The organism is Streptomyces luteireticuli, from assembly GCF_041519305.1.
GTDB lineage: Bacteria > Actinomycetota > Actinomycetes > Streptomycetales > Streptomycetaceae > Streptomyces > Streptomyces luteireticuli.
The window spans coordinates 6,346,719-6,372,679 of the sequence record NZ_CP167927.1 but is presented as its reverse complement, the minus strand read 5'-3'; the positions used below and the strand labels follow the sequence as shown (position 1 = coordinate 6,372,679).

Below are 25,961 nucleotides of genomic sequence, written 5' to 3'. Positions count from 1 at the left end.
GACGGACGTCAACTCGCCTTGCTGGACCGCCAGTTCCAGCTCTTTACGGCATCCGTTGCGCTGTCCCAGCCCAAGAGGGGTGCACCGAATCCATTGCCGGTGCTGGTGAAGGTCCACAGGCCGGTGCGGTTGCCGGAGTCGGTCCTGCCGTAGTCGTAGAGCACGCCGACATCCGTTTTGCCATCGCCGTTGAAGTCACCTGCGACCGGCTTGCTCGCGGCCCAGTTCCAGCTCTTCACCGCATCATTGCCGCTGTCCCACGCTTTGACCGGGCCGGCGAATCCGTTGCCGGTGCTGGTGAAGGTCCACAGGCCGGTGCGGTTGCCGGAGTCGGTTCTGCCGTAGTCGTAGAGCACACCGATGTCCGTTTTGCCGTCGCCGTTGAAGTCGCCGCCCACCAGCTTGCCGGCGTCCCAGTTCCAGCTCTTCAGAGCGTCGTCGCTGCTGTCCCACACCTTGACCGGGTTGTCGAACCCACTCGCGGTTCCGGTGAAGGTGAACAGCTTGGTGCGGTTGCGGCCGTCCTCGGTGCGGCCCATGTCGTAAAGAACACCGACGTCCGCCTTCCCGTCCCCGTTGAAGTCGCCGGAGACGGGCTTGCTGGCAGACCAACTCCAGCTGCCCGAGGCCACGTTGCTGTCCCACACCAGCTTGGGGCCGGTAAAGGACGCACCGGTGCTGGTGAAGGACCACAGGCCGGTACGGCTGCGGTCGCCGTCCCTGCCGTAGTCGTACAACACTCCGATGTCGGCCTTGCCGTCGCCGTTGAAGTCGCCGACCGTCAGCTTGCTGGCGTTCCAGTTCCAGCTCTTGACGGGGTCGTCGCTGCTGTCCCAGACCTTGACCGGGGCGGCGAACCCACTGCCGGTACTGGTGAACACGAACAACTTGGTGCGATTGCGGCCGTCCTCGGTACGGCCCATGTCGTAAAGAACACCGATATCTGCCTTCCCGTCCCCGTTGAAGTCGCCGACCGTCAGCTTGGCAGCCGACCAACGCCAGCTGTCCGACGCGGCGTTGCTGTCCCACACCTTCTTCGGGCTGCCGAAGCCGCCACCGCTCCCGGCAAACGTCCACAGCGCGGACCGGCTGACGCCGCCCTCCATGCCGTAGTCGTACAGCACGGCCACGTCGTCCCGGCCGTCACCGTCGAAGTCGCCCTTGATGCGCGACGAACCGTCCTCTCCGCCGAGTGCGGGCAGGGCCGAGGCCGGGGCGACATCGACATAGTCGCGGTCGATGGCCAGGGTGACACCGCCGTAGGTGTCGTTCACCTCGCCGCGGTACTGGTGGATGCGCCGCCCATCGGTCCAGTAGCCGGGGCCCGGAAGCCCCATCGACGCGTCCGACACATCGGCCTTCAGGTTCCAGTTCGCCGACCACAGCACGTCGGGCGAGGCGTGGTCGGCGTCGTTGGCCGCCGAGGCGAGGTCCGGGACGCCGCTCTCCTTCCCCGCATACACACCGGAGCGGTAGCCACGTTCGTGGAGGCGGCTGGTCCACCCCGACACGTAGTCGATGACCCGGGCCCGGTACGAGCGGTTGTCGTAGTTCTCCATGTCGCTGTAGATGACCGTCCCGGGGCCCAGGCCCAGGTCCGCCGCCTTGGCCACGGCGGCGTCCGCGGACTCGCGGCCCTGCGCGTCCGCGGTGGCCGGAGAGAGGTCGCCGGCCTGGAGGTCCACGAAGAGGGGCAGCAAGTGCCAGCCGTCGGCGGTCTGCTGACGCACCCAGTCGGCGGTCAGCTGCGGTTGCTGACAGCCCCGCTTGCGACCGCCGATGTAGATGCCGACGGCCCCGTAGGGCGACGAGGCCTTCCATGCCTTCATCGCGGCGGACGAAGGGGCGGTGCAGGACTCGAAGCCCGGCCCCGTGTACCCCTTGTCGGCCGTGACGGCGGCAACCGGTGGAGCCACGAGGCCGCTGCCCGCCTTGCCGGGCAGGGGGGTTGGCTTGGCCGTCGCGTCGGGACGGGCCGATCCGAGGACGGCGGCGACCTTCATACTGGACGTGCCGTAGGAGGCCGTGACCATGACTCCGGCGCCTTCGACGGCGACCTTCGTCTCGTGGTCGTACGTCACCGGCAGTTCGTGCGGCACCGGGGCCCCGGTGGGGACGCGCAGTGCATGGGAGACGTCCTGACCGCCGGCTCCGGTGATCGGCTCCAGTATCAGGGCATCCGTCTTGTCCGCGACCAGATGGGAGGGGCAGGACTGTTCGGGGCCGGGGTGGCCCAAGTACACCGTGTGGCGGTCGAGCCGCACGCATGTGTCCGGGCTTTTCTCCAGGTCCACGACCGGCCAGCCGGAGGGTACGTCGAGGGTGAGGCCACGGTAGGTGACCGGAGTGGTGCCGGGCCGTCCGGCGTCCGAGGGCACGGCCCGGGCCGTAGCCGTGCCGGAGGCGGCGAGGACCATCAGAGCGGCAGCGGCAGCGGCGGAGAAGGCCGTGCCGTTCGTTCTTCGCATTCGTACGGTTCGCATGTGCGGTGGATCTCCCGAACAGTGAGGTGAGGAGGGGCGAAGCCGGTCAGCCGAGCTTGCTCGCGCTCCAGTTCCAGCTCTTGACGGGGTCCGTGCTGCTGTCCCAGGCGAGCTTGGGGCTGTCGCTGCCGCTGCCGTTGCTGGTGAAGGTCCACAGGCCGGTGCGGCTGCCGGAGTCGGTCCTGCCGTAGTCGTAGAGCACGCCGACATCCGTTTTGCCATCGCCGTTGAAGTCACCTGCGACCGGCTTGCTGGCGGACGCGTTCCAGCTCTTCACGGTGTCCTCGTTGCTGTCCCACGTCTTGACCGGGCTGTTGAACCCGGTCGTGGTGCCGGTGAAGGTGAACAGCTTGGTGCGGTTGCGGCCGTCCTCGGTGCGGCCCATGTCGTAGAGAACGCCGATGTCGCTCTTGCCGTCGCCGTTGAAGTCTCCGGAGACAGGCTTGCTGGCATCCCAACTCCAGCTCTTCACCGGATCGCTCTTGCTGTCCCACACCTGCTTGGGACCGTTGAACCCGCTGCCGGTGCCGGTGAACGTCCAGAGCCCGGTGCGGCTGCCGGAGTCGGTCCTGCCGTAGTCGTAGAGCACACCGATGTCGGCCTTGCCGTCGCCGTTGAAGTCTCCGGAGACAGGCTTGCTGGCATCCCAACTCCAGCTCTTCACCGGATCGCTGTTGCTGTCCCACACCTGCTTGGGACTGTTGAACCCGCTCCCCGTGCTGGTGAACGTCCAGAGCCCCGTCCGGTTGTGGTCGTCGTCCTTGCCGTAGTCGTACAACACCCCGATGTCGGCCTTGCCGTCGCCGTTGAAGTCGCCGACCGTCAGCTTGCTGGCATTCCAGTTCCAGCTCTTGACGGGGTCGTCATTGCTGTCCCAGACCTTGACCGGGGCGGCGAACCCACTGCCGGTACTGGTGAACACGAACAACTTGGTGCGATTGCGATCGTCCTCGGTCGCACCCATGTTGTAGAGGACGCCGATGTCGGACTTGCCGTCGCCGTTGAAGTCGCCGACCGTCAGCTTGCTGGAGGCCCAGTTCCAGCTCTCCGTCGTCCCGCTGTCCCACACCTGCTTGGGGCTGTTGAAGCCGCCGGCGCTGCCGTTGAACGTCCACAGGCCCGAGCGACTGCGGTCGTCCTTCCTGCCGTAGTCGTAGAGCACTGCCACGTCGTCGCGGCCATCGCCGTCGAAGTCGCCCTTGACCCGGGCGTTGTCCTCGGCGGGCGCTGCGGCCGGGTCGTCGTCCACGATGGTGTTGAGGCGGATCGGGCGGTACTGCTCGGACTTGGAGAAGTAGGCGTACGGGATCACATGGTGGTGCAGACCGCTGCTGCTGAACTCATAGCCCCAATAGGAGGACCGGGAGGAATCGGCCCACTTTTCGAACAGGACGACGTGACCGTCGTTGCCGGGATTTTTGTTGTTGAGCGCGTCGCCGGGCTTCAGCTCGTCCTTGGAGATTTCGTGGGCGACGCCCGCGGGAATGAACGAATCGGTGGTCTCGCCCGGGCCGGGCAGCCCCCAGGCCATGGCGACGAAACCGGAGCAGTCCGTGCGCCAGCCCTGATAACTGCCGCTCCCGCTGTAGTGGAGGCCCTTGCCGAACCAACTGGCGGCGCGTCTGAGGGTCTCACTGCGGGTGATGGGCTTGGCCACGAGACTCGACGCGATCAGGCCCCGGCGCTGGAGCTCCGAGGTGGAGGTGCCCTGGCCCGGGCTCGGACGGTCGTCCCGCGTCCCGGAAGCGGCGACCGTGCGGGAGTCGGCGACGGCCGCCGGAGCGACGGCGCCGACGACCGTGAAGGCAAGTGCGGTTGTCACCAGAGCAGCCAGGGATGACGCGTGGCCTATTCGAGAGATCTTCATGTGTGCTTTCTTCGGCCTTCTGTTTTCGGGCAGCCTTCGGCGTAGCGAGGTGCGTGGGTGGTGTACGCGGCGTTGCGGGGCGCCGTCAGCCGACCGCTCGGATGCGGGGGCCGCGTGGGAGGTGCGGCAAGAGGTGTCCGTGAACGGTGGGACGGATGGCTAGATCAGCGGCGGACGGCTGATTCCTGTCGACGGGGTCCTCCGCCCCAGGGTCCGCACATGCGTAGCCATCCCCATGGTCTCCTTCGGCATCGTCGGGCAACCGCTTCAACTACCGTTACTGCCTTGACGCTTCATGTGCCGAAGGTGTGACAGGTTCGCGGAAAAACTTTTCGGCGGCCGAGCGCGCCGAGCGCGGCACCCCGCGCCAGGGTTGCGGACCCGGCCGCAGTGAAGGCCGCGGACCTGATCGGCCGCGACCACTACTGTGAGTGAACGGAAAACGACGCCCAGTACGCGAGCCGGGCTATGCGTTACATGCCACCGCGCTGCCCTCCGGGGTACCGGCGTCGCACCCCATGGGGCCCCGCAGCAGCCCCGCGCAGGCAGCGCATAAGAGCAGGTGAGAGGCGTAAGGCAAGGCATCGCCCCGAATGCGATCACGCCTGGCCCGTGCACGGTGGCCGCCGGGCACCCCGCGCTGTGACGGCGGCCCTTTACACTCGTCTGACGACGGACAGCGACGGCAGAGGGATCAGACACATGCGTACGAGCACACGGCGCCGTGCGAACGGGACGCTGGAGTGCGAGGTCCTCGCGGCGCTCCAGCGGGCCGGGGGCCCGCTGACCCCCCGCGAGGTGCAGGAGGAGCTGCCGGGGGCGCTCACGTACTGCACGGTGGTGACGATTCTGCGACGGCTGCACGGGAAGCGGGTGCTGACGCGGGTGCGGCGGGGGTTGGCTTTCGCCTACGCGGCGGTTTAGTCCCCCGGCCCGCCCTTTCACCGTTCCCGCAGCAGCACGCTGCGCGCTCCCCCAGAGGGGGCACCCCCAGTCCTCAAGCGCCGGACGGGCTATTCAGCCCGTCCGGCGCTTGAGGACACCCGCGCGGAGCGCAAAGAAACGGTGAAAGGGCGGGCCAGGGGCAAATTCACCGCCCCCGCAGCAACCTCCGCACCGCCACCCCCGCCCCCACCACGGCCACCGCCGCCACGACATGCGCCCACCCCGGCGGCCCGGACGCCGGACGCCCCGGCTGCGCGGCGACGACATAGTGCGGCGCGGGCGCGCCCTCCACGACAGGAGCGCCCTCCCGCGGAAGATGCGCCACCACCCGCACCGCCCCGTCCCGCCCCAGCAGCACCCGCCGCCCGTTCGGCCGCCGGAAGTCGAACAGCTGCATCAGCGACCCCGCCCGCGCGTCGAACGACGAGCCGCCGATCCGCCCGAGCCGCCAGTTGTCCTCGATGAACCGGAGCACCGACGCCGTCTCGGTCGGCGTGTGGTCCACCGTGTTGACCTTGCTGTACGGCGAGACGACGAGCAGCGGCAGCCGTGGTCCGGGGCCGCACCGCCCCTGGTGCCCGCCGCCGGGCGCGGGGCCGGACCGGCAGGCGGCGGCGTCCAGGCCGGCCACCCGCGACCCGTTGCGCGGCGGCGCCCAGGCGTGGTCGTACCAGCCGTCGGAGTCGTCGTAGGCGAGGACGACCGCCGTGTCCCGCCACTGCGGCGCGCTCTGGATCCGGTTGATCCAGGTGACGAGGAAGCGCTGTTCGTCCAGCGGCCCGGAGTAGCCCGCGTGGCCGTCCTGTGCCGCGGGGGCCTTGAGGAAGCTCACGGACGGCAGCCGTCCGGCGCGCAGGACGGCGTCGAAGTCGGCCAGGTCGTACTGGTGGTTGGCCCGCCCCTCGTGCCCGATCTCGGCGATCGAGGCGGGCGGCAGGTGGTGCGGGTTGGCGGTCGAGGCGTAGTACTGGAACGGCTCGTGGTGCGGGATGTAGTCGATCACCTCGGTGCCGCCGGAGTTGGTGCTGGTGCGGCCGGAGCAGCGGGCGTAGTGCCCGGGCTTCCCGTCCCAGGGGGTGCCGGGCCGGAAGCCGCCCTGGAACCAACCCCAGCTCACCTTCCGGGCGTTGAGCAGGTCGCCGACGGTGCGGCCGCGGAGCGCGGCGAGCGGGCTGCGGCCCCGGTGTCCGTCGCCCGAGCAGTCGTCGTACGCGGGCTGGGGGTCGTTGACGAGCGTGCCGACGCCCCGCGCGTCGGGGGCGACCACGGCGAACGGGTCGGGACGGGGGGTCTGCCGGGGGTGTTCGGAGCCGGAGACCGGGTCGGTGGAGACGACGCCGTGCGTCTGCCCGGAGACGAGGTTGACGGCGCCGGGGGTGGACGGGCCGTAAGTGGAGCCGAAGGAGCGGTCGTTGAGGGCGTAGTGCTGGGCGTAGTTCCAGAGCGCGGTGACGGTGTTGCCGTCGTAGTGGTCCATGACCAGGCCGGGTTCGCCGTAGAGGCGGCCGGAGCAGCGGCCGGAGTCGGTGTGCTCGACGTACCGGTCGGCCGCGCCGTCGTGGGCGGCGAGCTGCTCGGGGCCGTAGAGGTGGTTCTGGTCGCAGGTCAGGGCCTGCCCCGGGCCCAGGCGGCGGGGCGGGTAGCGGTTGGGGTTGTGGGTGAGCAGCCCGGCGGTGCGCAGGTTGTCGATGTCCTGGGGGGTGTCCGGGGCGGGGGTGAAGCGGGTGCCGTCGGTGTTGGCGGCGTGGGGGTAGGTGGCGAAGTAGTGGTCGAAGGAGACGTTCTCGCCGAAGACGACGACGAGGTGCTTGACGGGCGTCGCCGTCGCCACCGCGGGGGCGGCGGCCGGGGGCGGGGCGTCGGCGCCCGCCCCGAGGAGGGCGAGGGCGGCCAGCGTTCCGGCGGCGGCCAGGGCACATCTGGTGCTGGTGGTCATGCGCGCTTCCGTCCCTTGTCCCTCACGCTTCGTCCATCAGCGCGCGGCCGTACCAGTCCGCGCGGTCGCGCACCCCCGGCAGCACGAAGAACCATCCCCCGCCGAACGGGGTCACGTAGTCGGTCAGCGGCTCGCCCGCCAGCCGGTGCTGGACGGCCGTGAACTGCCGTACGGGGTCCTGCTGGTAGCAGCAGAACAGCGTCCCCACGTCGAGGTCGCCGTTGGGGAGCGTCCCCCGGTCGTAGCTGTAGGAGCGGCGCAGCAGGCGCTGGCCCCGGGTGTGCGGGGTGCGCGGGTCGGCGGCGCGGATGTGACTGTCCAGCGGGATCACCTCGCCCTCGGGGTCGTACGCGTAGCGGGGCGCGTCGTCCTCGCGGGCGCCGTCGAGCGGGGCCCCGGTGTCGCGGGCGCGGCCGAGCAGCCGTTCCTGTTCGGAGAGCGGGACGCGGTCCCAGAACTCGACGTGCATGCGGATCAGCCGTACGACGAGGTAGGTGCCGCCGGCCGCCCAGCCGGGCTCGTCGGGTCCGGCCCACACCAGGCGGTCCATCAGCCGGGCGTCGGCCCGGTCCGGGTTGGCGGTGCCCTCCTTGAACCCGAAGAGATTACGCGGAGCGCCCATGGGGCGGGAGGGGCCGGTGAAGCCGTTGAGCCGCCAGCGGATCTGGAGGGCGCCACGGGTGTGCCGGGCGATGTCGCGCAGGGCGTGCAGCACGGTGTCCGGGCTGTCGGCGCAGAGCTGGACGGCGAGGTCGCCGTGGCACCAGTCGGGGTCGAGGTCGTCGTCGGGGAAGACCGGCATGGGCCGCAGCCGCCGGGGGGCGCGGCCGGTGAGCCCGTAGCGCCCGTCGAAGAGGGACGGGCCGACGGCGACGGTGGCGCGGACGGCGCCGTCCGCCGGGACGCGGGGGCCCAGCAGCCCGGAGTCGGCCGGCGGTGCGGCGACGCCGGTGGGGAGCGGGGTGCCGCCGGTGGCGAGGAAACGGGCGCGGTCGGTCAACGTCCGCAGCATGTCTGCGAGTTCGGCACGCCCGGTGGCGGTGACGTCGAAGGAGGTGAGGGCGGTGCAGCGGGCGGGCGGGGTGAGGACGGCGCGCTGCCACGGGCCATGGAAGGGCACTCCGCTCCCCGGCGCGGTGGCGGCCGGGCCGGTCATGGCACAGGCCGCGCCGGCGGCGGCGCCGCGCAGGAAGCCGCGGCGGCGCACCGGGTTCACGCCGCGCTCCGTACGTCGCAGACGGCGGCGACGACGGCGAGCCGCTCGGCGAGGTCGCCGAAGCAGGCGTCGATCCGTTCCCGGTCGGCCCGGCCGAGCCGGGCGACCGGGACCCAACGGCCGTTCCTGCGCTGCCCGTCCAGGATCCGCCGGGCGCGGCGGAACCCCCGGTCGAGGGCGGTGGTGGTGACGCCGCGGGCGCGCAGCGCGGGGCGGAGGGCGTCGAGGGCGCGGCGGGCGCCGTCGAGCCGGGCGCGGGCGGTGGCGAGCGAGGTGCCGCTGCCGTGGTCGGTGCGGCCGGTGAGCTCCAGGCGGAGGGCGTCCTCCACGATCTCGTGCGCGCGGCGCCCGAGTTCGGCCGGGTCCATGCGCGTGTCGGCCCAACTTCCGTACAGCGCGCGGACGTCGGACGCCAGTCGGCGGACGGCGCGGCGCAGGGCGGGGCCGCGTTCGCCGTGCCACAGGCCGTACTCGACGCGGTGGAAGCCGGTGAAGCGGGGATCGCGCGTGCCGCGGGGCAGCCCGGCGGCCGTCCGGTCGATGGCCTCGCCGCGCTCGCCGAAGGCGCCGTAGGCCGCGCCGAGGCGCTGGTAGCGCAGATGGGCCGCGAGCCAGGCGGCGCGGGCGCGCCGGACGTCGTCCGGACGCGCGGCCAGGGCGGCGGTCGCCCGGACGAGCCGGCCGAGCTCGTGCCCGACCCACCGCTGGTAGGCGAGGGCGGGCGCGATGAGCTCGCGGCGGGTGACGGGGACGACGGCGGGGCCGCGGGCGCCGTGCCCGGTGACGCGGACGGCGGGGCCGGTGACGGGCGCCGCGTCGGCGGCCCGGCAGACGAACGCGTACGTGCCGGGGCCCAGCCGGACGGCCAACAGCCGGACCCCGGCGGGGCCGACGCCCTCCACTTCGCCGAGGACGGCCCCGGTGCGCGCGTCCCGCAGCAGGGCCTCGGCGGGGGCGGAGGCGGTGTTGCGCAGGGCGAAGGTCTGGGTGCCGGGGCGGGGGCGGGTCCAGCCGTGGCCGCAGGCGGAGGGGGAGATGTCGACGGCGGTGCCGGCCGCCGCCGGGGCGGGTGCCGTGGCCCGGGGCGGGGCGGCGCAGGCGCCGAGGAGGAGGGCGAGGGCGGCGGCGAGGAGGGGGTGCACCGACGCTGGGGGTCTGCCCCGGCACCCGCACCGTCCACCGCCCACCGCACCCACCGTCCACCACGACCCGCCGACAAGGCGGCCATCGTAGGCAGGCCGACCCGCGCCCCCACGCAGGGCAGGGCCCGGATTCACCCATCCGTCAGCGCACGCTCACCACGCGCTCAGCACCCCAGCCACACCCGCCGATTCCGCGCCACCGTATGCACCCGGTCCACCCGCTCCGGCCGCAGCACCCCGCCCAGCATGCCGAGCCCGGCAACCTGACGCTCCATCAGGACGGCCACATCGTCGTCCCCCGGGGCGGCCACCTCCGAAGCCCCCACCAGCACCACCATCCCCCGCACCCGCACAGGAAACCCGCACCCCCGCGCCAGCACCGGCGCGCACCGCGCCGCGCTCTGCCGGGCCCACCGGACGACCGGGCGCGGGTGGCGCTCCCCCGGCACCCGTACGAACGCCTCGTCCACCCGGACCGGTCCCGCCCGCCGCACCGGTTCGGTGTGGATGCAGAACACCCCGCCGGGCCCGATCAGCAGATGGGAGACGACCGCGTCGCCGGGCAGGACGACCGAATGGAGCACCTCCCAGCCGCCCGGCGTCAGCGCCTCCAGGGCCGCCCCGACGAGCTGTTCGGCGGCCAGCGCCCGGCGCCAGGCGTCCTCCACGGGGTGGCGGCCGAGCAGCCGGGCGAGGAACAGGGACCAGCGGCCGGTCCGGGACGCGTCGAGCCCGGCACGGAGGGTCTCGCCGGGGCGGTTGGGGGCGAGGTCGTCGTCAGGGTGGAGGAAGAGCCGGTCCGGGTCGTAGCTCCGCCCGGCCGCCCCCCGTTTGACGTCGGCACCCGCCCCGGGATCCGCATCCGGCCGCTCGCGCACGCCCATCACCCCCTCCCGCCATCTTGCCGCAGTTGGGCGGGAACCAACCCGACCGAACACCTGTTGCGGTCCCCACCCGCCCGCCACCTCTTCGGGCCCTTCGCCCCGACATCGCCGCCCGGTGCTTTACTTCAGCGACTGCCGAATCAAATATCCCTTTTGTCGCAATTAGATATGAAGGGACACCCGTGCGCACAGCTGCCCTCTACGGAACCGTCGGCTCCCTCATCCTCACCGGACTCACCGTCCTCACCCCCGCGCCCGCCGCCCAGGGCGCCGGAGCCCTCCTCTCCCCGGACGGCCCCGCCGAGGCCCGCGGCGTGGCACTGGCCGCCGAGCGGGCCGCCGAGCGGGGCATCGCCTTCGGCGCCTGCCCGGCCACCGAGAACCTCCCCCGGACCGTGGAGTGCGGCACGGTCTCCGTCCCCGTGGACTACGCCAGGCCCAACGGCCGGCACATCGCCCTCACCGTCAGCCGCGGCCACGCCACCGGCCCGCGCTCGGCGCACCAGGGCGCCCTCGTCTTCAACCCCGGCGGCCCCGGCGGCTCCGGCATGATCTTCCCACTGCTCGCCGGCCTGCCCCAGTGGCAACGGCTCGCCGAGGCCTACGACTTCGTCGGCTACGCGCCCCGCGGCGTCGCCCGCTCCGCCCCGCTGTCCTGCATGGACCCGGCCGCGTTCAACCAGGCGCCGGGCGACGCGCCCGAGCAGCCCACCGCCGCGTACAAGAAGCAGCACATCGCCAAGGCCAAGGCGTACGCGCAGGGTTGCCGCACCAGGAACGGCGCGGACCTCCAGTACTTCACCAGCCGCAACAACGCGCGCGACCTCGACGTGCTGCGCGCGGCCCTCGGCGAGCAGCGGCTCAACTACCTCGGGGCGTCCTACGGGACGTACTTCGGCGCCGTGTACGCCACACTCTTCCCCGGGCACGTGCGCCGTATGGTCTTCGACAGCGTGGTCAACCCGGACCCGCGCCACGTCTGGTACCGCAACAACCTCGACCAGTCCGCCGCGTTCGAACGGCGCTGGACCGACTGGCGGCGCTGGGCCGCCCGGCACGACGCCGTCTACCACCTCGGCCGCACCGAGCGCCGGGTCCTCGCCTCGTACCGCAAGGCGATGGAACAGCTGCGCCGCCGGGCCGCGGGCGGCAGGGTCGGCCCCGGCCAGCTCCAGAGCGCCCTCGTCCGGGCCGGATACACCGACAGCGCGTGGGCGCCGGGGGCGCGCGCGCTCGCCGCGTACCTGCGCGGCGACGACGGCCCGCTGGTCGCGCTCGCCGGACCCAGCGCGTCCGGAGCACCGGCGGCCGAGAACAGCAACGCCGTCTACACCGCCGTCGAGTGCAACGACGCGACCTGGCCGCACAGTTGGCACCAGTGGGACCGGGACAACACCCGCCTCGCCCGCAAGGCGCCGTTCGAGACCTGGGCCAACGCCTTCATGAACCTGCCGTGCGCCTACTGGACGACGCCCCGGCAGCAGCCGCTGGACGTCCGGGCGGCCCGCAAGGCGCTGCCGCCCGTGCTCCTGCTGGCGGCGGAGCGGGACGCGGCGACGCCGTACGCGGGGGCGCTGGAGCTGCTGCGCCGGCTGCCGTCGGCGGCGCTGGTCACCGAGCGGAACGCCGGCACGCACGGCATCGGCGGCGGCCCGAACGCGTGCGCCAACGGCCATCTGGACAAGTACCTGTTGACGGGCGCGCTCCCGGCGCGGCGGACGGCATGCGCAGGGCGCCCGGAGCCGCGGGCGAGCTAGGGACCCGAGCCGCCGGACGGGCTGATTGTCGCGCCTGGGCGCGGAATCCAGCCCGTCCGGCGTTTGAGGACGAACGCGGCGAAGCCGCGTCGCCCGCGCGGAGCGCGCAAGAAACGGTGAAAGGGCGGGGCGGGGAGAAAAACCCCCGGGCCAGCCGACCGGCTTACGCCAAGCCCGCCACCAGATCCGCGACCGCCTTCCGGCGCCCCGTGTAGAACGGCACCTCCTCGCGGACGTGCATCCGCGCCTCGGAAGCCCGCAGGTGGCGCATCAGGTCGACGATCCGGTACAGGTCGTTCGCCTCGAAGGCCAGGATCCACTCGTAGTCACCCAGCGAGAACGAGGCGACCGTGTTGGCCCGGACGTCCGGGTAGCCGCGGGCCATCTTGCCGTGGTCGGCGAGCATGCGGCGGCGGTCCTCGTCGGGCAGCAGGTACCAGTCGTAGGAGCGGACGAACGGGTACACGCTGACGTAGTCGCGCGGCGTCTCGTCCGCGAGGAACGCCGGGATGTGCGACTTGTTGAACTCCGCGGGGCGGTGCAGCGCCATGTTCGACCACACCGGCTCCAGGGCGCGCCCGAGACGCGTGCGGCGGAAGCGGTTGTAGGCGTCCTGGAGCGCGTCGGAGGTCTCGGAGTGCCACCAGATCATCACGTCGGCGTCGGCCCGGAGACCGGAGAGGTCGTAGGTGCCGCGCACCGTGACGTCCTTCTCGGCGAGCTGGGCGAAGAGCTCCTCGACCTCCTCCGCGTAGCCGGACCGGTCCTGCGGGAGCACGTCGCGCAGCTTGAACACCGACCAGAGGGTGTAGCGGATGACCTCGTTGAGGTCCTTGGCCTTCTTGCCGGCGTTCGGGATCTTCTGGGCGTCAGTCATGGTCCCTATTGTCCCCCCGCGGCACCGGCGCCCTCGGGCAGGGTCGGCATGGACGGCAGGGTCGGCATGGCGGCGAGCAGCTCCTCGGCGGCCCGGCGCGCGCCGGAGACGCACGAGGGGATGCCGACGCCGTCGTAGGCGGCGCCGCAGACCCGCAGACCGGGCAGGGCGGCGACGGCGGCGCGGACACGGGCGACGCGGTCGAGGTGGCCGACCGGATACTGGGGCAGGCCCCGGTCCCAGCGGGTGACGCGGCTCTCCAGCGGCGTGGCGGACAGCCCCACCGCGTCGTGCAGGTCCGTCAGGGACAGCCGCACCAACTCCTCGTCGCCGCGCAGCAGATCGGTCTCGTCCCCGTAGCGGCCGAGGGAGGTGCGCAGCACGAAGACGTCCGGGTCCGCCTCCGCGATCCAGCCCCACTTGTTGCTGGCGAAGGTGGAGGCCTTGATCCGCCGGCCGTCGCGCGGCGGCACGAGGAAGCCGCTGCCGGCGGGCAGTCCGGCGACGTCGGTCCGGCGGAAGGCGAGGGTGACCAGGGCCATGGAGGCGTAGTCGATCTCCGCGAGCTCCCCGGCGGCGGCCCGGGCGACCGGGGCGAGCAGCCGGGCCGCGTCGTGCGCGGGCGTCGCCAGGACGACGGCGTCGGCGGTGGCGTACGCGCCGTCGAGGTCGAGCCGCCAGCCGTCGGCGGTGCGTTCCAGCCCGGCGACCGGTGCGCCGGTCCGGATCTCGCCGCCGGCGGCGCGGACGGCGCGGGCGACGGCGCCCGGCAGGGTCCCCACGCCGCCGGCGAGGCCCGCGAAGACGGGCCCGCCCTGCGCGGGCGCGGCGGCGGACAGGGCGCGGACGGCCTCGGTCAGCGAGCGGTGGGCGCGGGCGGCCTCGAAGAGCTTGGGGACGGCGGCGCGCATCGAGGTGCGGTAGGAGTCGCCCGCGTAGACCCCGCCGAGCAGCGGCTCCACCAGCCGGTCCACGACCTCGTGGCCCAGCCGCTCGGCCACGTACGCGCCGACGGCCACGTCGTCGCCGATCTCGGTGGGCGGCAGGTCCGCGTCGCGGGCGACGGCGGCCAGGCCCTCGGGCGAGAGCACCCCGGAGGCGGCGAGCGCGTCGAGGTCGCCGGGGACGCCCATCATCTGGCCCTTGGGCAGCGGACGCAGACCGCCGCGGGTCCACACCCCGGCGGTGGCGGTGGCGGGCGGCTGGAGACGCTCGCCGAGGCCGACGGCGCGGGCGAGGTCGACCGCCTCCGGCCGCCGGGCCAGCATCGACTCGGCGCCGAGGTCCACCGGCACGCCCGCGACCTCGCCCGCCAGGAGCTTGCCGCCCAGGCGGTCGGTGGCCTCCAGGACCGTGACACGCGCACCGCCCTCCAGCAGGCGCAGGGCGGCGGTCAGCCCCGAGATGCCGCCGCCGATCACGGCCACATGGTGTGCGCGGTTCCGGTCTTCGCTCATGGCCTCGCTCATGACCTCACTGTCTCAGACGGCCCCGGGCCGCCCGCCCGCGCCCCATTGACAGCGCTCCGGGGCCGTGCGGAGACTCTCGACCGAACGGTCAGTCGGGCACCAACCCACCTTACGGAGAGCTCATATGCACGACCGCATCCGGGACGTCTACGTCGCCGACGCCGTCCGCACCCCCTTCGGCAAGTACGGCGGCGCCCTGGCCGCCGTCCGCCCCGACGACCTCGCCGCACACGTCGTCCGGTCCCTGGTGGACCGCTCGCCCGCGCTCGACCCGGCCGGGATCGACGAGGTGCTGCTCGGCAACGCCAACGGCGCCGGCGAGGAGAACCGCAACGTGGGCCGCATGGCCGTGCTGCTCGCGGGCCTGCCGGTGACCGTGCCCGGGGCGACCGTCAACCGGCTGTGCGCCTCCGGGCTGGAGGCCGTCGTCCAGGCGTACCGGGCGGTCGCCGTCGGCGACGCCTCGGTGGTGGTGGCGGGCGGCGTCGAGTCGATGAGCCGCGCGCCCTGGGTGATGCCCAAGGCCGAGCGCGCCTTCCCTTCCGGCCACCAGCAGCTGTACTCGACGACGCTGGGCTGGCGGATGACCAACCCGGCCATGCCCGAGGAGTGGACGGTCTCCCTCGGCGAGGGCGCCGAGCTGATCGCCGACAAGCACGGCATCGGCCGCGCCAAGCAGGACGCCTTCGCCCTCGCCAGCCACCGGAAGGCGGCACGGGCCTGGCGGGACGGCGCCTTCGCCGACGAGGTCGTTCCGCTGCCGGGCGTGGACCTCGCCCGCGACGAGAGCATCCGCGACACCACCTCGACGGAGGCCCTGGCCAGGCTGAAGCCCGCGTTCCGCCCGGAGGAGGGCACGGTGACCGCGGGCAACTCCTGCCCGCTCACCGACGGCGCCGCCGCACTGCTGCTCTGCGACGAGGAGGGGCTGCGCGCGGCCGGCCGCGAACCGCTGGCCCGGATCCGGGCGTCGGCGGTCACCGGCATCGAGCCGGAGCTGTACGGGCTCGGGCCGGTGGCGGCCGTGCGGCGGGCGCTCGGCCGGGCCGGCCGGACCTTCGCCGACCTGACACATTTCGAGCTGAACGAGGCGTATGCCGCACAGGCCCTGGGATGCTTCACGGAGTGGCCGGAACTCGACCCCGCCCTCGTCAACCAGCGCGGCGGAGCCCTGGCGATCGGGCACCCGCTGGGTGCCTCCGGCGCCCGGCTCGCCGGTTCCCTCGCCCACCAGCTCGCCGCGGCGGGATCCGGAACGGGCGTGGCCGCGCTGTGCATCGGCGTGGGGCAGGGCCAGGCGCTGGTCCTCGAACGCTGAAGCGCCGGACTCCCCGGGAGGCGACCGCACGTGCGCACCACCGTCGGCATCGTCGGGGCCGGACCCGCCGGCCTCCTGCTCGCCCGGCTGCTGCGCAGGGCAGGGGTGGACTGCGTGGTGCTGGAGGCCCGGAGCCGGGCCGGGGTGGAGGGGCGGCAGCGGGCCGGGGTCCTGGAGCAGGGCGCGGTGGAAGCCCTCCGGGCCTGCGGCGCGGCCGGCCGGCTGGACGTGGACGGCGTGCTCCACGAAGGCTTCGAACTCCGCTTCGGCGGCCGGGCGCACCGCTTCGACGTGGCCGGGCGCACCGGCGGCCGGGCCACGACGCTCTACCCGCAGCACGAGCTCGTCAAGGACCTGATCGCGCTTCAGCTCGCCGACGGGGTACCGCTGCTGTTCGGCGCCCGGGTGACCGCCCTGGAGGGGCTGGACGGCGGCCGGCCGGTGATCCGCTACCTCCGGGACGGCGCGGAGCACGAGCTGGAGTGCGCCTATGTCGCCGGCTGCGACGGCGCGGACGGCGCCGCGCGCCGGGCCCTGCTGGCCACCGGCACGGCGCGGCTGCACCGGCGCGGCTACCCCTACGCCTGGCTGGGCGTCTCCGCCGAAGCCCCGCCCTCGGCCGACGAGTTGCTGCTCGCCGCGCACGACCGCGGCTTCGCCCTGCACGGCATGCGCTCCCCCACCCTCTCCCGGCTCTATCTCCAGGTGCCGGCCGGCACGGAGCCCGACGACTGGCCGGAGGACCGGATCTGGGCGGAGCTGGAGGCCCGGCTGACCGTCGCGGACCGGCCGCTGAGCCCCGGGCCGATCTCGGACCGGTGCATGTTCCCGCTGCGCGGCGAGGTGGTCGAACCGATGCGGTACGGGCGGCTGCTGCTGGCCGGTGACGCCGCCCACGTCGTGCCGCCCACCGCGGCCAAGGGGCTCAGCCTGGCCTTCTCCGACGTCGTCACCATGGCCCGCGGGTTCGCCCACTGGCGCAGGAACGGCTCGACCGCCCTGCTCGACCGCTACTCGGACCACTGCCTGCGCCGGGTCTGGCAGGTCCAGTACTTCGCGCACGCGATGACGACGCTGCTGCACGCGGCGCCGGACGCGGACGCGTACGAGCGCCGGCTGCGGGCCAGCCGGCTCGACCGGCTCGTGGGGCCCACGGCCGCGGCGGCGGAGTTCGCGGAGAACTACGCCGGGCTGCCGACCGAGGTGCCGTTCGTCTGACGGCCGACAGGCAAGGGTAGGCACCACCCATGACGGTTCCCTACTCCGGAATTCCCGGGCGGCAGCCGCACCACCCGCCCGTGCTCCTCCCCTGCGACCCGGAGGCGGCCGAACTGACCGGACCGGTCTTCGGACCGGCCGCGGTGGGCCCCTCGGACCACGACCTGACCCGGCGGCACACCGGGGAGCCGCTGGGCGAACGCATCACCGTCTCCGGTCGGATACTCGACCGCCGCGGCCGCCCCGTCCGCGGCCAGCTCGTGGAGATATGGCAGGCCAACGCGGCCGGCAGATACGCCCACCCCGCCGACCGCAACCCCGCCCCGCTGGACCCGAACTTCACCGGGACGGGCCGCTGCCTCACCGACGACGAGGGCCGCTACCGCTTCACCACGGTCCGCCCCGGCGCCTACCCGGTGGACGCCACCGCATGGCGCCCGGCCCACATCCACTTCTCCCTCTTCGGCACGACCTTCGCCCAACGCCTGGTGACCCAGATGTACTTCCCCGGCGACCCGCTCCTGGACCGGGACGGCATCCACCACGCCGTCCGCGACCCCGCCGCACGGGCGCGGCTGATCGCCGCCCGCGACCCGGCCGGACCGGCCTACCACTGGGACGTGGTCCTGGACGGACCATGTGCGACGTGGACGGAGGGCACGCGGTGACGACGACCCCGTCCCAGACGATCGGCCCGTACTTCGGCCCGGCACTGCCGCCCTTCGGGACCGGCCCGCTGGTCCTGCGCGGCTCGGTCCTCGACGGGGACGGAGCCGGAGTCCCGGACGCACTGCTGGAGTTCTGGCCCCCCTTCGCCCGCGTCCCCACCGCCGCGGACGGCTCCTACGCCCTGCGCACGTCCCCGGCCGTCCCGCCGTACCTGGCGGTGTGCGTCCACGCGCGGGGCCTGCCGCACCACCTCTTCACCCGCGTCTACTTCTCGGAACCGGCGGGCGACCCGCTGCTGAGCGCGCTGCCCCCGGAGCGCCGGACAACGCTCCTGGCCCTGCCGGGACCCCGCTTCGACGTGCGCCTGCGCGGCGAACGGGAAACGGTCTTCCTGTCCTTCTGACGAGGAATCCTGCTGACGAGGAATCCGCCCCGGTCCCGTACTGCGGGACCGGGGCGGGGGGAAACCCCCTACCGGGCGGACCGCTCGTGGACGAACTCCACCAGCCGCGTCAACGCATCCGGATCCGTCGTCGGCAACACCCCGTGCCCCAGGTTGAACACATGCCCCTCCAGCCCGGCCGCAGCCTCCAGCACCGCGGCCGCCTTCTCCTCCACCGCCTCGCGCGGCGCGAAGAGCACGGCCGGGTCCAGGTTCCCCTGGAGCGCCTTGCCGGGGCCGACCCGCCGCGCCGCCTCGTCCAGCGGCACCCGCCAGTCCGCGCCGACGACGTCCGCGCCCGCCTCGCCCATGAGGCCGAGCAGTTCGCCGGTGCCCACGCCGAAGTGGATCCGGGGCACGCCGTACCCGGCGACCGCGTCGAAGACCTTGGCGGAGGCCGGCATCACATGGCGTCGGTAGTCGGCGGGGGCGAGGGCGCCGACCCAGGAGTCGAAGAGCTGCACGGCCGAGGCGCCCGCCTCGATCTGCACCTTCAGGAACGCCGACGTGATGTCCGCGAGCCGGTCGAGCAGATCGGCCCACAGCTCCGGGTCGCCGTACATGAGCGCCTTGGTGTGCTCGTGGTTGCGCGAGGGCCCGCCCTCGACCAGATAGCTGGCCAGGGTGAAGGGCGCGCCGGCGAAGCCGATGAGCGGCGTGGCGCCGAGCTCGGCGGTGAGCATGCGCACGGCCTCGGTCACATACGGGACGTCGTCGCCCGACAGCGGCCGCAGCCGCTCCAGGTCGGCGCGAGTGCGGATGGGGTTCTCGACGACGGGCCCGATGCCGGGCTTGATGTCGAGGTCGATGCCGATGGCCTTGAGCGGGACGACGATGTCGCTGAAGAAGATGGCGGCGTCGACGCCGTGCCGGCGGACCGGCTGCAGGGTGATCTCGGTGACGAGCTCGGGCCGCATGCAGGACTCGAGCATCGGGATGCCCTCGCGCACCTTGCGGTACTCGGGGAGCGAGCGGCCCGCCTGCCGCATGAACCAGACCGGCGTGTGCGGCACGGGTTCGCGCCGACAGGCGCGCAGGAAGGCCGAATCGTACGCCGCGGTGCGGCCCGTCTGATGCTGGCTGCGCTCACTCATGTCCCAAATCTTCGCACGGGCCGAACGAGTGACCCGCGCATGTGGGTGTCCCTACCCGGAACCGCGGGTCGTTCCGCCTAGTCTTCCGGGCATGGCTGCGGCGCACGGACACCACTCGGACGGTCCGGACGACGTGGGTGGGGAGGGCTCCCCGTCCGTCTTCCGGCAGGCGGTCGCCGGGCTGCAGGGGGTACTCCTGCGGCCCGAGATCGAACTTGACGCGACCCCGCCGCCCCAGCGGCTCGCCCCCTACTCGTACGCGCTGGAGGCGGCGGTCGTCGTAGACGACGAGGAACTGGCGGACGGTCGGCTGATCCTGCTGCACGACCCGGCGGGGCACGAGGCGTGGGGCGGCACCTTCCGGCTGGTGACGCTCGTCCACGCCGATCTGGAGGAGGAGATGGCGCAGGACCCGCTGCTGCCGGAGGTCTGCTGGTCCTGGCTGACGGGCGCGCTGGAGGCGCGCCGGGTGCCCTACGCGGCGCCGAGCGGCACGGTGACCCGGGCGGGCTCGCACTACTTCGGGGGCCTGCGGGAGCGGCCGCCGTCGACCCAGATCGAGATCCGGGCGTCCTGGTCGCCGATCGAGCCGGGCGCCGCGAACGGCGGCGAGCGGTCCGCTCCGGACACCGCGGCCCACCTGGCGGCCTGGTGCGACCTGCTCTGCCAGATCGCCGGGCTGCCGCCGGGGGGCGCGCCGGAGGCCGGTGTCGTGACGCTGCCTCAGCGGCGGGGGCCGCAGAGCCGTTGAAATGACTGATACAGGCTCACACCATGGCCTGAATTGCCCGAATTGTTACTCATCAATTCGTGATCATTCCCTAAAGCCGGGCGGTTCGACTGCCGAAGGAGCTTGTGACCCTTCCCATACGGATCGCCCCGGCTTACCCAAAAGTCGGCACCCGTCCCCGCCACTCCCCCTGGAGGCCTGGTGTCCGTTCTCCTCGAGCAACCTGCGAGCCTCGCCTACCGCCCGACGAAACCGACCGCCATGGTCGTCGTCGCCGATCCCCGAGTCCGTTCCACCGTCACCCGCCACCTGTGGGCGCTGGGCGTACGGGACGTGATCGAGGCGTCGTCCATCGCCGAGGCCCGGCCCCGCATCGGCAACCCGCGCGACATCTGCGTCGCCGACGTCCATCTCCCCGACGGCTCCGGACTGACCCTGCTGTCCGAGACCCGCGCCGCCGGCTGGCCCAACGGGCTCGCCCTCTCCGCCGCCGACGACATCGGCGCCGTGCGCAACGCGCTGGCGGGCGGCGTCAAAGGCTATGTGGTCACCGGAACCCGCACCAATCTCGGCGTCCCCGGCCGGCCGGGGCTCTCGCCCATCGGCGCCGCGGCCGCGCGGATGCAGCGCCGTCCGCCCGGCGCGCCGGGCCATCCCGGCGGCTACCGCGAACTGTCCGGCCGTGAGGTCGAGGTCCTGCGGCTGGTTGCGGAGGGCCAGTCGAACAAGGCCATCGGCGTCTCGATGGGGCTGTCCGCCCTCACCGTCAAGAGCCACCTCGCCCGGATCGCCCGCAAGCTCGGCACCGGCGACCGGGCCGGGATGGTCGCCGTGGCCCTGCGCACCGGCATCATCCACTGACCCGATTCCCCCTCTCGCCCGTCGGCGGAACGTTCCGTCGGCGGGCTTCCGTCATCCCCGGATACCCTTGACCGGTGACCGACGCCCAAGACACCGCAGCAGACCATCCACTGCGAACCCCCGGGGGCGGCCCCCCGGACGACGTCGTCCCGGCGCCGATCCCCCTGCTGGAGCCGCGCGAGGGCATCCCCCCGGTCGTCGCCGACGACGAGGCGCTGGCCGCCGTCGTCGAGGCCTTCGCCGCGGGCCGCGGCCCCGTGGCCGTCGACGCCGAGCGCGCCTCGGGCTACCGCTACGGCCAGCGCGCCTACCTCGTCCAGCTGCGCCGGGAGGGCGCCGGCTCGGCGCTGATCGACCCGGTCGGCTGCCCCGACCTGTCCGCGCTGGGCGCGGCCATCGGCGACGCGGAGTGGGTGCTGCACGCCGCCACCCAGGACCTGCCGTGCCTGCGCGAGATAGGGATGTCCCCGGCCCGGCTCTTCGACACCGAGCTGGCCGGCCGCCTCGCCGGCTTCGCGCGGGTGGGCCTGGGCGCGATGGTGGAGAACGTCCTCGGCTACGCCCTGGAGAAGGGCCACTCGGCCGTCGACTGGTCCACCCGTCCGCTGCCCGAGCCCTGGCTGCGCTACGCCGCGCTCGACGTGGAGCTGCTCGTCGACCTGCGCGACGCGCTGGAGGAGGAGCTGGAGCGGCAGGGCAAGCTGGAGTGGGCGCGGCAGGAGTTCTCGGCCATCGTCGCCGCCCCGCCCGCGCCGCCGCGCAAGGACCCCTGGCGGCGCACCTCCGGCATGCACAAGGTGCGCCGGCGGCGGCAGATGGCCGTGGTGCGGGAGTTGTGGACCGCGCGCGACCGGGTGGCGCAGCGGCGCGATGTGTCGCCGGGCAAGGTGCTGGGCGACGGCGCGATCATCGAGGCCGCGCTGAGCATGCCGGCCAACGCGGGTGCCCTGGCGGCGCTGCCGGGCTTCGGGGCGCGGATGGGCCGGCGTCAGCTGGAGCAGTGGCAGGCGGCGATCGACCGGGCCCGGGCGGTGCCGGAGTCCGAACTGCCGCAGCCGGGCCAGCCGCTGACCGGGCCGCCCCCACCGCGCGCCTGGGCCGACAAGGACCCGGTCGCCGCGGCGCGGCTGACGGCGGCCCGTACCGCGGTGACGGAGCTGGCCGAGCGGCTGACGATGCCCCAGGAGAACCTGATCACCCCGGACACCGTGCGCCGGCTGTGCTGGGAGCCGCCGAAGAACCCGACGCCGGAGACCGTCGCCGAGGCGCTCGCTGCGCACGGCGCCCGGCCCTGGCAGGTCGAGCAGGTGACGCCGGTGCTGGTGACGGCGTTGTCGTCGGCCGCCTGAGCGTCCGCCGAAGGCCCCGGTCCGCCCCTGTGGCGGGCCGGGGCCTTTCGCATGCCCGGGGGCCGGGGTGTGACCTTCGACGCGTGGGCCGGGGGGACTGGGCAGCATGGTTACCCGCAAGTAGCATGACGGTGAGTCCCGCGCTGTGGCGTACGCCGGTCCGGCATGCCCGCGCAGCGATCCGCACCTGGAGGAGAGCCAACGTGCCTCGTACCGCTAGGGACGTCGTTTTCGTCGACGGCGTCCGCACCCCGTTCGGCAAGGCGGGCCCGAAGGGCATCTACCACGAGACCCGCGCCGACGACCTGGTCGTCAAGTGCATCCGGGAGCTGCTGCGCCGCAACCCGGACCTGGACCCGGCCCGGATCGACGAGGTGGCCATCGCCGCGACGACCCAGATCGGCGACCAGGGCCTGACGCTGGGCCGTACCGCCGGCATCCTCGCGGGCCTCCCGCAGTCGGTCCCCGGCTTCTCCATCGACCGCATGTGCGCCGGTGCGATGACCGCCGTCACCAGCGTCGCCGGCGGCGTCGCCTTCGGCGCGTACGACCTCGCCGTCGCCGGTGGCGTCGAGCACATGGGCCGCCACCCGATGGGCGAGGGCGTGGACCCCAACCCGCGCTTCGTCTCGGAGAAGCTGGTCGACGAGTCCGCCCTGTTCATGGGCATGACGGCGGAGAACCTGCACGACCGGCTGCCGCACCTCACCAAGGAGCGCGCCGACGCGTACGCGCTCCGCAGCCAGGAGAAGGCCGCCAAGGCCTACGCCGACGGCAGGATCCAGGCCGACCTGGTGCCGATCTCCGTGCGCCGCACCAACCCCGAGGCCGGCGAGACCGGCTGGGGCCTGGCCACCGCCGACGAGCCGATGCGCCCGGGCACCACGCTGGAGGGCCTGGCGTCGCTCAAGACCCCGTTCCGCCCGCACGGCCGGGTCACCGCGGGCAACGCCGCCGGTCTCAACGACGGCGCCACCGCCTCGCTGATCGCCGCCGAGGACGTGGCGCGCGAGCTGGGCCTGCCCGTCAAGATGCGGCTGGTCTCCTACGCCTTCGCGGGCGTGGAGCCGGAGGTCATGGGCATCGGCCCGGTCCCGGCCACCGAGAAGGCGCTCGCCAAGGCGGGCCTGTCCATCGACGACATCGGCCTGTTCGAGATCAACGAGGCCTTCGCGGTGCAGGTGCTCTCGCTCCTGGACCACTACGGCATCGCCGACGACGACCCGCGCGTCAACCAGTACGGCGGCGCGATCGCCTTCGGCCACCCGCTGGCCTCCTCCGGCGTCCGCCTGATGACGCAGCTGGCCCGGCAGTTCGAGGAGCAGCCGCACGTCCGCTACGGCATCACCAGCATGTGCGTCGGCTTCGGCATGGGCGGCACGGTCATCTGGGAGAACCCCCACTGGGAGGGCAAGTGAGCACCACCACCGCTGAGTTGCTGAAGGGGGCGGCGGAGCTGTTCCCTGGCGAGGTCGTCACCCAGGCGCATGTGCGCCACCTCGAACTGCCGCTGGGCGCGGGCACGTTCGCGCTCATCACGCTGGACAACGGCCTGGACCACACCAAGCCGACCACCTTCGGCCCGCAGTCGCTGGCCAACCTCGACGCCGCGATCGACAAGGTCGAGGCGGAGGCCGCCGAGGGGAAGATCGTCGGCGTCGGCCTCACCGGCAAGCCGTTCATCTTCGCCGTCGGCGCCGACCTCAAGGGCGTGGAGCTGCTGGCGAAGCGCGAGGACGCGCTGGCCATCGGCAAGGGCGGCCACGAGGTCTTCAAGCGGCTGGCGGCGCTGGCCGTGCCGACCTTCGCGTACTACAACGGCGCGGCCATGGGCGGCGGCGTCGAGGCCGGTCTGCACTGCACCTACCGCACGGTGTCCAAGGCCATCCCGGCCTTCTCGCTGCCCGAGGTCTTCCTCGGCCTCGTCCCGGGCTGGGGCGGCTGCGCCCTGCTGCCGAACATCATCGGCGCGGACCGGGCGGTCTCGGTCATCATCGAGAACTCCCTCAACCAGAACCGTCAGTTGAAGGGCAAGCAGGTCTTCGAGCTCGGGATCGCCGACGCGATCTTCGAGGGCGCGGACTTCCTGGAGCAGTCGCTGATCTGGACGGCCTCCGTGCTGAAGGGCGAGACCCAGGTCTCCCGCCCCGAGATCGACCGCGGCGAGGCCTGGGACCGGGCCGTCGAGCGCGGCCGCGCCATCGCCGACTCCAAGGTGCACGGCGCCGCCCCGGCCGCCTACCGCGCGCTGGACATCATCTCCGCGGCGAGGAACGGCGACCTGCGCCAGGGCTTCGACGCCGAGAGCGAGGCGCTCGCCGACCTCATCATGGGCGGCGAACTGCGCAGCGGCATCTACGCGTTCAACCTGGTGCAGAAGCGCGGCAAGCGGCCGGCCGGGGCCCCGGACAAGTCGCTGGCCCGCCCGGTCACCAAGGTGGGCGTCGTCGGCGCCGGTCTGATGGCCTCCCAGCTCGCGCTGCTCTTCCTGCGCCGCCTGGAGGTGCCGGTCGTGCTGACCGACATCGACCAGGAGCGCGTCGACAAGGGCGTGGCCTACGTCCACGGCGAGATCGACAAGCTGCTCGGCAAGGGCCGCATCAACCAGGACAAGGCCAACCGTCTCAAGGGCGCGGTGACGGGCTCCCTCGACAAGGCCGCCGCCTTCGGCGACGCGGACTTCGTCATCGAGGCCGTCTTCGAGGAGATGGGCGTCAAGCAGCAGGTGTTCGCCGAGGTCGAGGCGGTCGTGCCGGAGCACACCATCCTGGCCACCAACACCTCGTCGCTGTCGGTCTCGGAGATGGCCTCGAAGCTCAAGCACCCCGAGCGGGTCGTGGGCTTCCACTTCTTCAACCCGGTGGCGGTGCTGCCGCTGCTGGAGATCGTGCGCGGCGAGCGGACCGACGACGCGTCGCTGGCCACCGCGTTCGGTGTCGCCAAGAAGCTGAAGAAGACCGCGGTGCTGGTGAAGGACGCCCCGGCGTTCGTCGTCAACCGCATCCTCACCCGCTTCCTGGGCGAGGTCCAGAACGTCATCGACGAGGGCACGCCGGTCGCGGTCGCCGAGAAGGCCGTCGAGCCGCTCGGGCTGCCGATGTCGCCGCTGGTGCTGCTGGAGCTGGTCGGTCCCGCGATCGGTCTGCACGTCTCGGAGACGCTGGCCGCCGCGTTCCCCGACCGCTTCACGGTCTCGGAGAACCTGGCCGCGGTCGTCAAGGCCGGCAAGCGCGGCTTCTACGTCTACGACTCCGGGAAGCCGGAGCTCGACCCCGAGGTCGTGGCGCTGCTCAAGCAGGGTTCCTCCGTCCTGACGGAGGAGCAGGTGCGGGCCCGCGTCCTGGACGCGGTGGCGCAGGAGATCGGCCTCATGCTGGACGAGGGCGTCGTCGCCGAGGCGCAGGACATCGACCTGTGCCTGATCACGGGGGCGGGCTGGCCGTTCCACCTGGGCGGGATCACGCCGTACCTGGACCGGGAGGGTGTCTCGGAGCGGGTGAACGGGAAGCGGTTCCTTTCGCCGGGGGTGGCGAGCGTGCCGGTGGCGTAGCCGCCGGGGGTTTCGACGGGGGTCGTGCGGGCTTGCCCGTGCGGCCCCCGCCGTCGTGGGGGGATTTGTGCCCCTGTCCCGCCCTTTCACCGTTTCTTGCGCGCTGCCGCGCGGGGCATCGCGGCTTCGCCGCGAGGTCCTCAAACGCCGGACG

General features: G+C 73.1%; 20 protein-coding genes. 11 read left to right on the top strand and 9 right to left on the bottom strand.

Going from position 1 to position 25,961, the window contains the following annotated elements:
* Window positions 1–8: 8 nt before the first annotated feature.
* Complete coding sequence (locus AB8735_RS28640) at window positions 9–2,483, bottom strand: glycoside hydrolase domain-containing protein (protein ID WP_372410285.1); 2,475 nt, start codon at window positions 2,481–2,483, stop codon at window positions 9–11.
* Between the two features lie 46 nt (window positions 2,484–2,529).
* Entirely contained in the window at window positions 2,530–4,305 is a 1,776-nt protein-coding gene (locus AB8735_RS28635; protein ID WP_372410282.1) for an FG-GAP-like repeat-containing protein, read from the bottom strand.
* Window positions 4,306–5,052: 747 nt separating this feature from the next.
* Here AB8735_RS28635 and AB8735_RS28630 point away from each other — a divergent pair.
* On the top strand, window positions 5,053–5,274 hold the full coding sequence (locus AB8735_RS28630) for a BlaI/MecI/CopY family transcriptional regulator (protein WP_344019581.1): 222 nt from the start codon (window positions 5,053–5,055) through the stop codon (window positions 5,272–5,274).
* Window positions 5,275–5,440: 166 nt separating this feature from the next.
* On the opposite strand, the gene AB8735_RS28625 is transcribed toward AB8735_RS28630, so the two are convergent.
* The 4 genes from AB8735_RS28625 to AB8735_RS28610 all read right to left on the bottom strand — a co-directional run bounded on the left by AB8735_RS28625 (window position 5,441) and on the right by AB8735_RS28610 (window position 10,473).
* The gene (locus AB8735_RS28625; RefSeq protein WP_372410280.1) at window positions 5,441–7,231 is read right to left on the bottom strand and encodes a phospholipase C; all 1,791 of its coding nucleotides are present in this window, start codon (window positions 7,229–7,231) and stop codon (window positions 5,441–5,443) included.
* Window positions 7,232–7,253: 22 nt separating this feature from the next.
* Window positions 7,254–8,387, bottom strand: a complete 1,134-nt coding sequence (locus tag AB8735_RS28620) for a Dyp-type peroxidase (protein ID WP_372411926.1) — start codon at window positions 8,385–8,387, stop codon at window positions 7,254–7,256.
* Window positions 8,388–8,443: 56 nt separating this feature from the next.
* Window positions 8,444–9,589: an imelysin family protein gene (locus AB8735_RS28615; RefSeq protein ID WP_372410277.1), complete on the bottom strand. Its 1,146-nt coding sequence runs from the start codon at window positions 9,587–9,589 to the stop codon at window positions 8,444–8,446.
* Between the two features lie 164 nt (window positions 9,590–9,753).
* Window positions 9,754–10,473 (bottom strand): nuclease-related domain-containing protein, encoded by a 720-nt coding sequence (locus tag AB8735_RS28610; protein WP_372410275.1) that lies wholly within the window; start codon window positions 10,471–10,473, stop codon window positions 9,754–9,756.
* Between the two features lie 182 nt (window positions 10,474–10,655).
* On the opposite strand from AB8735_RS28610, the gene AB8735_RS28605 reads away from it, so the two are divergent.
* Window positions 10,656–12,230: an alpha/beta hydrolase gene (locus AB8735_RS28605; protein ID WP_372410272.1), complete on the top strand. Its 1,575-nt coding sequence runs from the start codon at window positions 10,656–10,658 to the stop codon at window positions 12,228–12,230.
* 163 nt (window positions 12,231–12,393) lie between these two features.
* On the opposite strand, the gene hemQ is transcribed toward AB8735_RS28605, so the two are convergent.
* Window positions 12,394–13,107, bottom strand: a complete 714-nt coding sequence (hemQ, locus tag AB8735_RS28600; RefSeq protein WP_344025053.1) for a hydrogen peroxide-dependent heme synthase — start codon at window positions 13,105–13,107, stop codon at window positions 12,394–12,396.
* A 5-nt stretch (window positions 13,108–13,112) separates the two neighbouring features.
* Window positions 13,113–14,576, bottom strand: a complete 1,464-nt coding sequence (hemG, locus tag AB8735_RS28595; RefSeq protein ID WP_372410269.1) for a protoporphyrinogen oxidase — start codon at window positions 14,574–14,576, stop codon at window positions 13,113–13,115.
* 124 nt (window positions 14,577–14,700) lie between these two features.
* Between hemG and AB8735_RS28590 the strand changes: the two genes are divergently transcribed.
* From AB8735_RS28590 to AB8735_RS28575, 4 genes are read left to right on the top strand one after another with little or no spacing between them, the layout of a single operon-like run.
* Window positions 14,701–15,894 (top strand): acetyl-CoA C-acyltransferase, encoded by a 1,194-nt coding sequence (locus AB8735_RS28590; RefSeq protein WP_372410266.1) that lies wholly within the window; start codon window positions 14,701–14,703, stop codon window positions 15,892–15,894.
* A 30-nt stretch (window positions 15,895–15,924) separates the two neighbouring features.
* Window positions 15,925–17,112 carry a 4-hydroxybenzoate 3-monooxygenase gene (locus tag AB8735_RS28585; RefSeq protein WP_372410264.1) on the top strand — a complete coding sequence of 396 codons (1,188 nt, stop codon included), beginning with the start codon at window positions 15,925–15,927 and terminating at the stop codon, window positions 17,110–17,112.
* Window positions 17,113–17,141: 29 nt separating this feature from the next.
* Entirely contained in the window at window positions 17,142–17,780 is a 639-nt protein-coding gene (locus AB8735_RS28580; RefSeq protein WP_344025060.1) for a protocatechuate 3,4-dioxygenase subunit beta, read from the top strand.
* Window positions 17,750–18,184 carry a protocatechuate 3,4-dioxygenase subunit alpha gene (locus AB8735_RS28575; protein WP_372410260.1) on the top strand — a complete coding sequence of 145 codons (435 nt, stop codon included), beginning with the start codon at window positions 17,750–17,752 and terminating at the stop codon, window positions 18,182–18,184. The genes AB8735_RS28580 and AB8735_RS28575 overlap by 31 nt, the downstream gene beginning before the upstream one ends.
* A gap of 68 nt (window positions 18,185–18,252) precedes the next feature.
* On the opposite strand, the gene hemE is transcribed toward AB8735_RS28575, so the two are convergent.
* Window positions 18,253–19,317 (bottom strand): uroporphyrinogen decarboxylase, encoded by a 1,065-nt coding sequence (hemE, locus tag AB8735_RS28570; protein ID WP_344025063.1) that lies wholly within the window; start codon window positions 19,315–19,317, stop codon window positions 18,253–18,255.
* A 91-nt stretch (window positions 19,318–19,408) separates the two neighbouring features.
* Here hemE and AB8735_RS28565 point away from each other — a divergent pair, with 91 nt between their 5' ends.
* The 5 genes from AB8735_RS28565 (at window position 19,409) to AB8735_RS28545 (ending at window position 25,807) form a co-directional block, all read left to right on the top strand.
* The gene (locus tag AB8735_RS28565; RefSeq protein WP_344025065.1) at window positions 19,409–20,068 is read left to right on the top strand and encodes a DUF3000 domain-containing protein; all 660 of its coding nucleotides are present in this window, start codon (window positions 19,409–19,411) and stop codon (window positions 20,066–20,068) included.
* 180 nt (window positions 20,069–20,248) lie between these two features.
* On the top strand, window positions 20,249–20,908 hold the full coding sequence (locus AB8735_RS28560) for a response regulator transcription factor (RefSeq protein ID WP_049714042.1): 660 nt from the start codon (window positions 20,249–20,251) through the stop codon (window positions 20,906–20,908).
* A gap of 74 nt (window positions 20,909–20,982) precedes the next feature.
* Complete coding sequence (locus AB8735_RS28555; RefSeq protein WP_344025069.1) at window positions 20,983–22,257, top strand: ribonuclease D; 1,275 nt, start codon at window positions 20,983–20,985, stop codon at window positions 22,255–22,257.
* Window positions 22,258–22,460: 203 nt separating this feature from the next.
* Window positions 22,461–23,675: an acetyl-CoA C-acyltransferase gene (locus tag AB8735_RS28550; RefSeq protein WP_344025071.1), complete on the top strand. Its 1,215-nt coding sequence runs from the start codon at window positions 22,461–22,463 to the stop codon at window positions 23,673–23,675.
* Window positions 23,672–25,807: a 3-hydroxyacyl-CoA dehydrogenase NAD-binding domain-containing protein gene (locus tag AB8735_RS28545; RefSeq protein WP_344025076.1), complete on the top strand. Its 2,136-nt coding sequence runs from the start codon at window positions 23,672–23,674 to the stop codon at window positions 25,805–25,807. The genes AB8735_RS28550 and AB8735_RS28545 overlap by 4 nt, the downstream gene beginning before the upstream one ends.
* The last annotated feature ends 154 nt before the right edge of the window (window positions 25,808–25,961 follow it).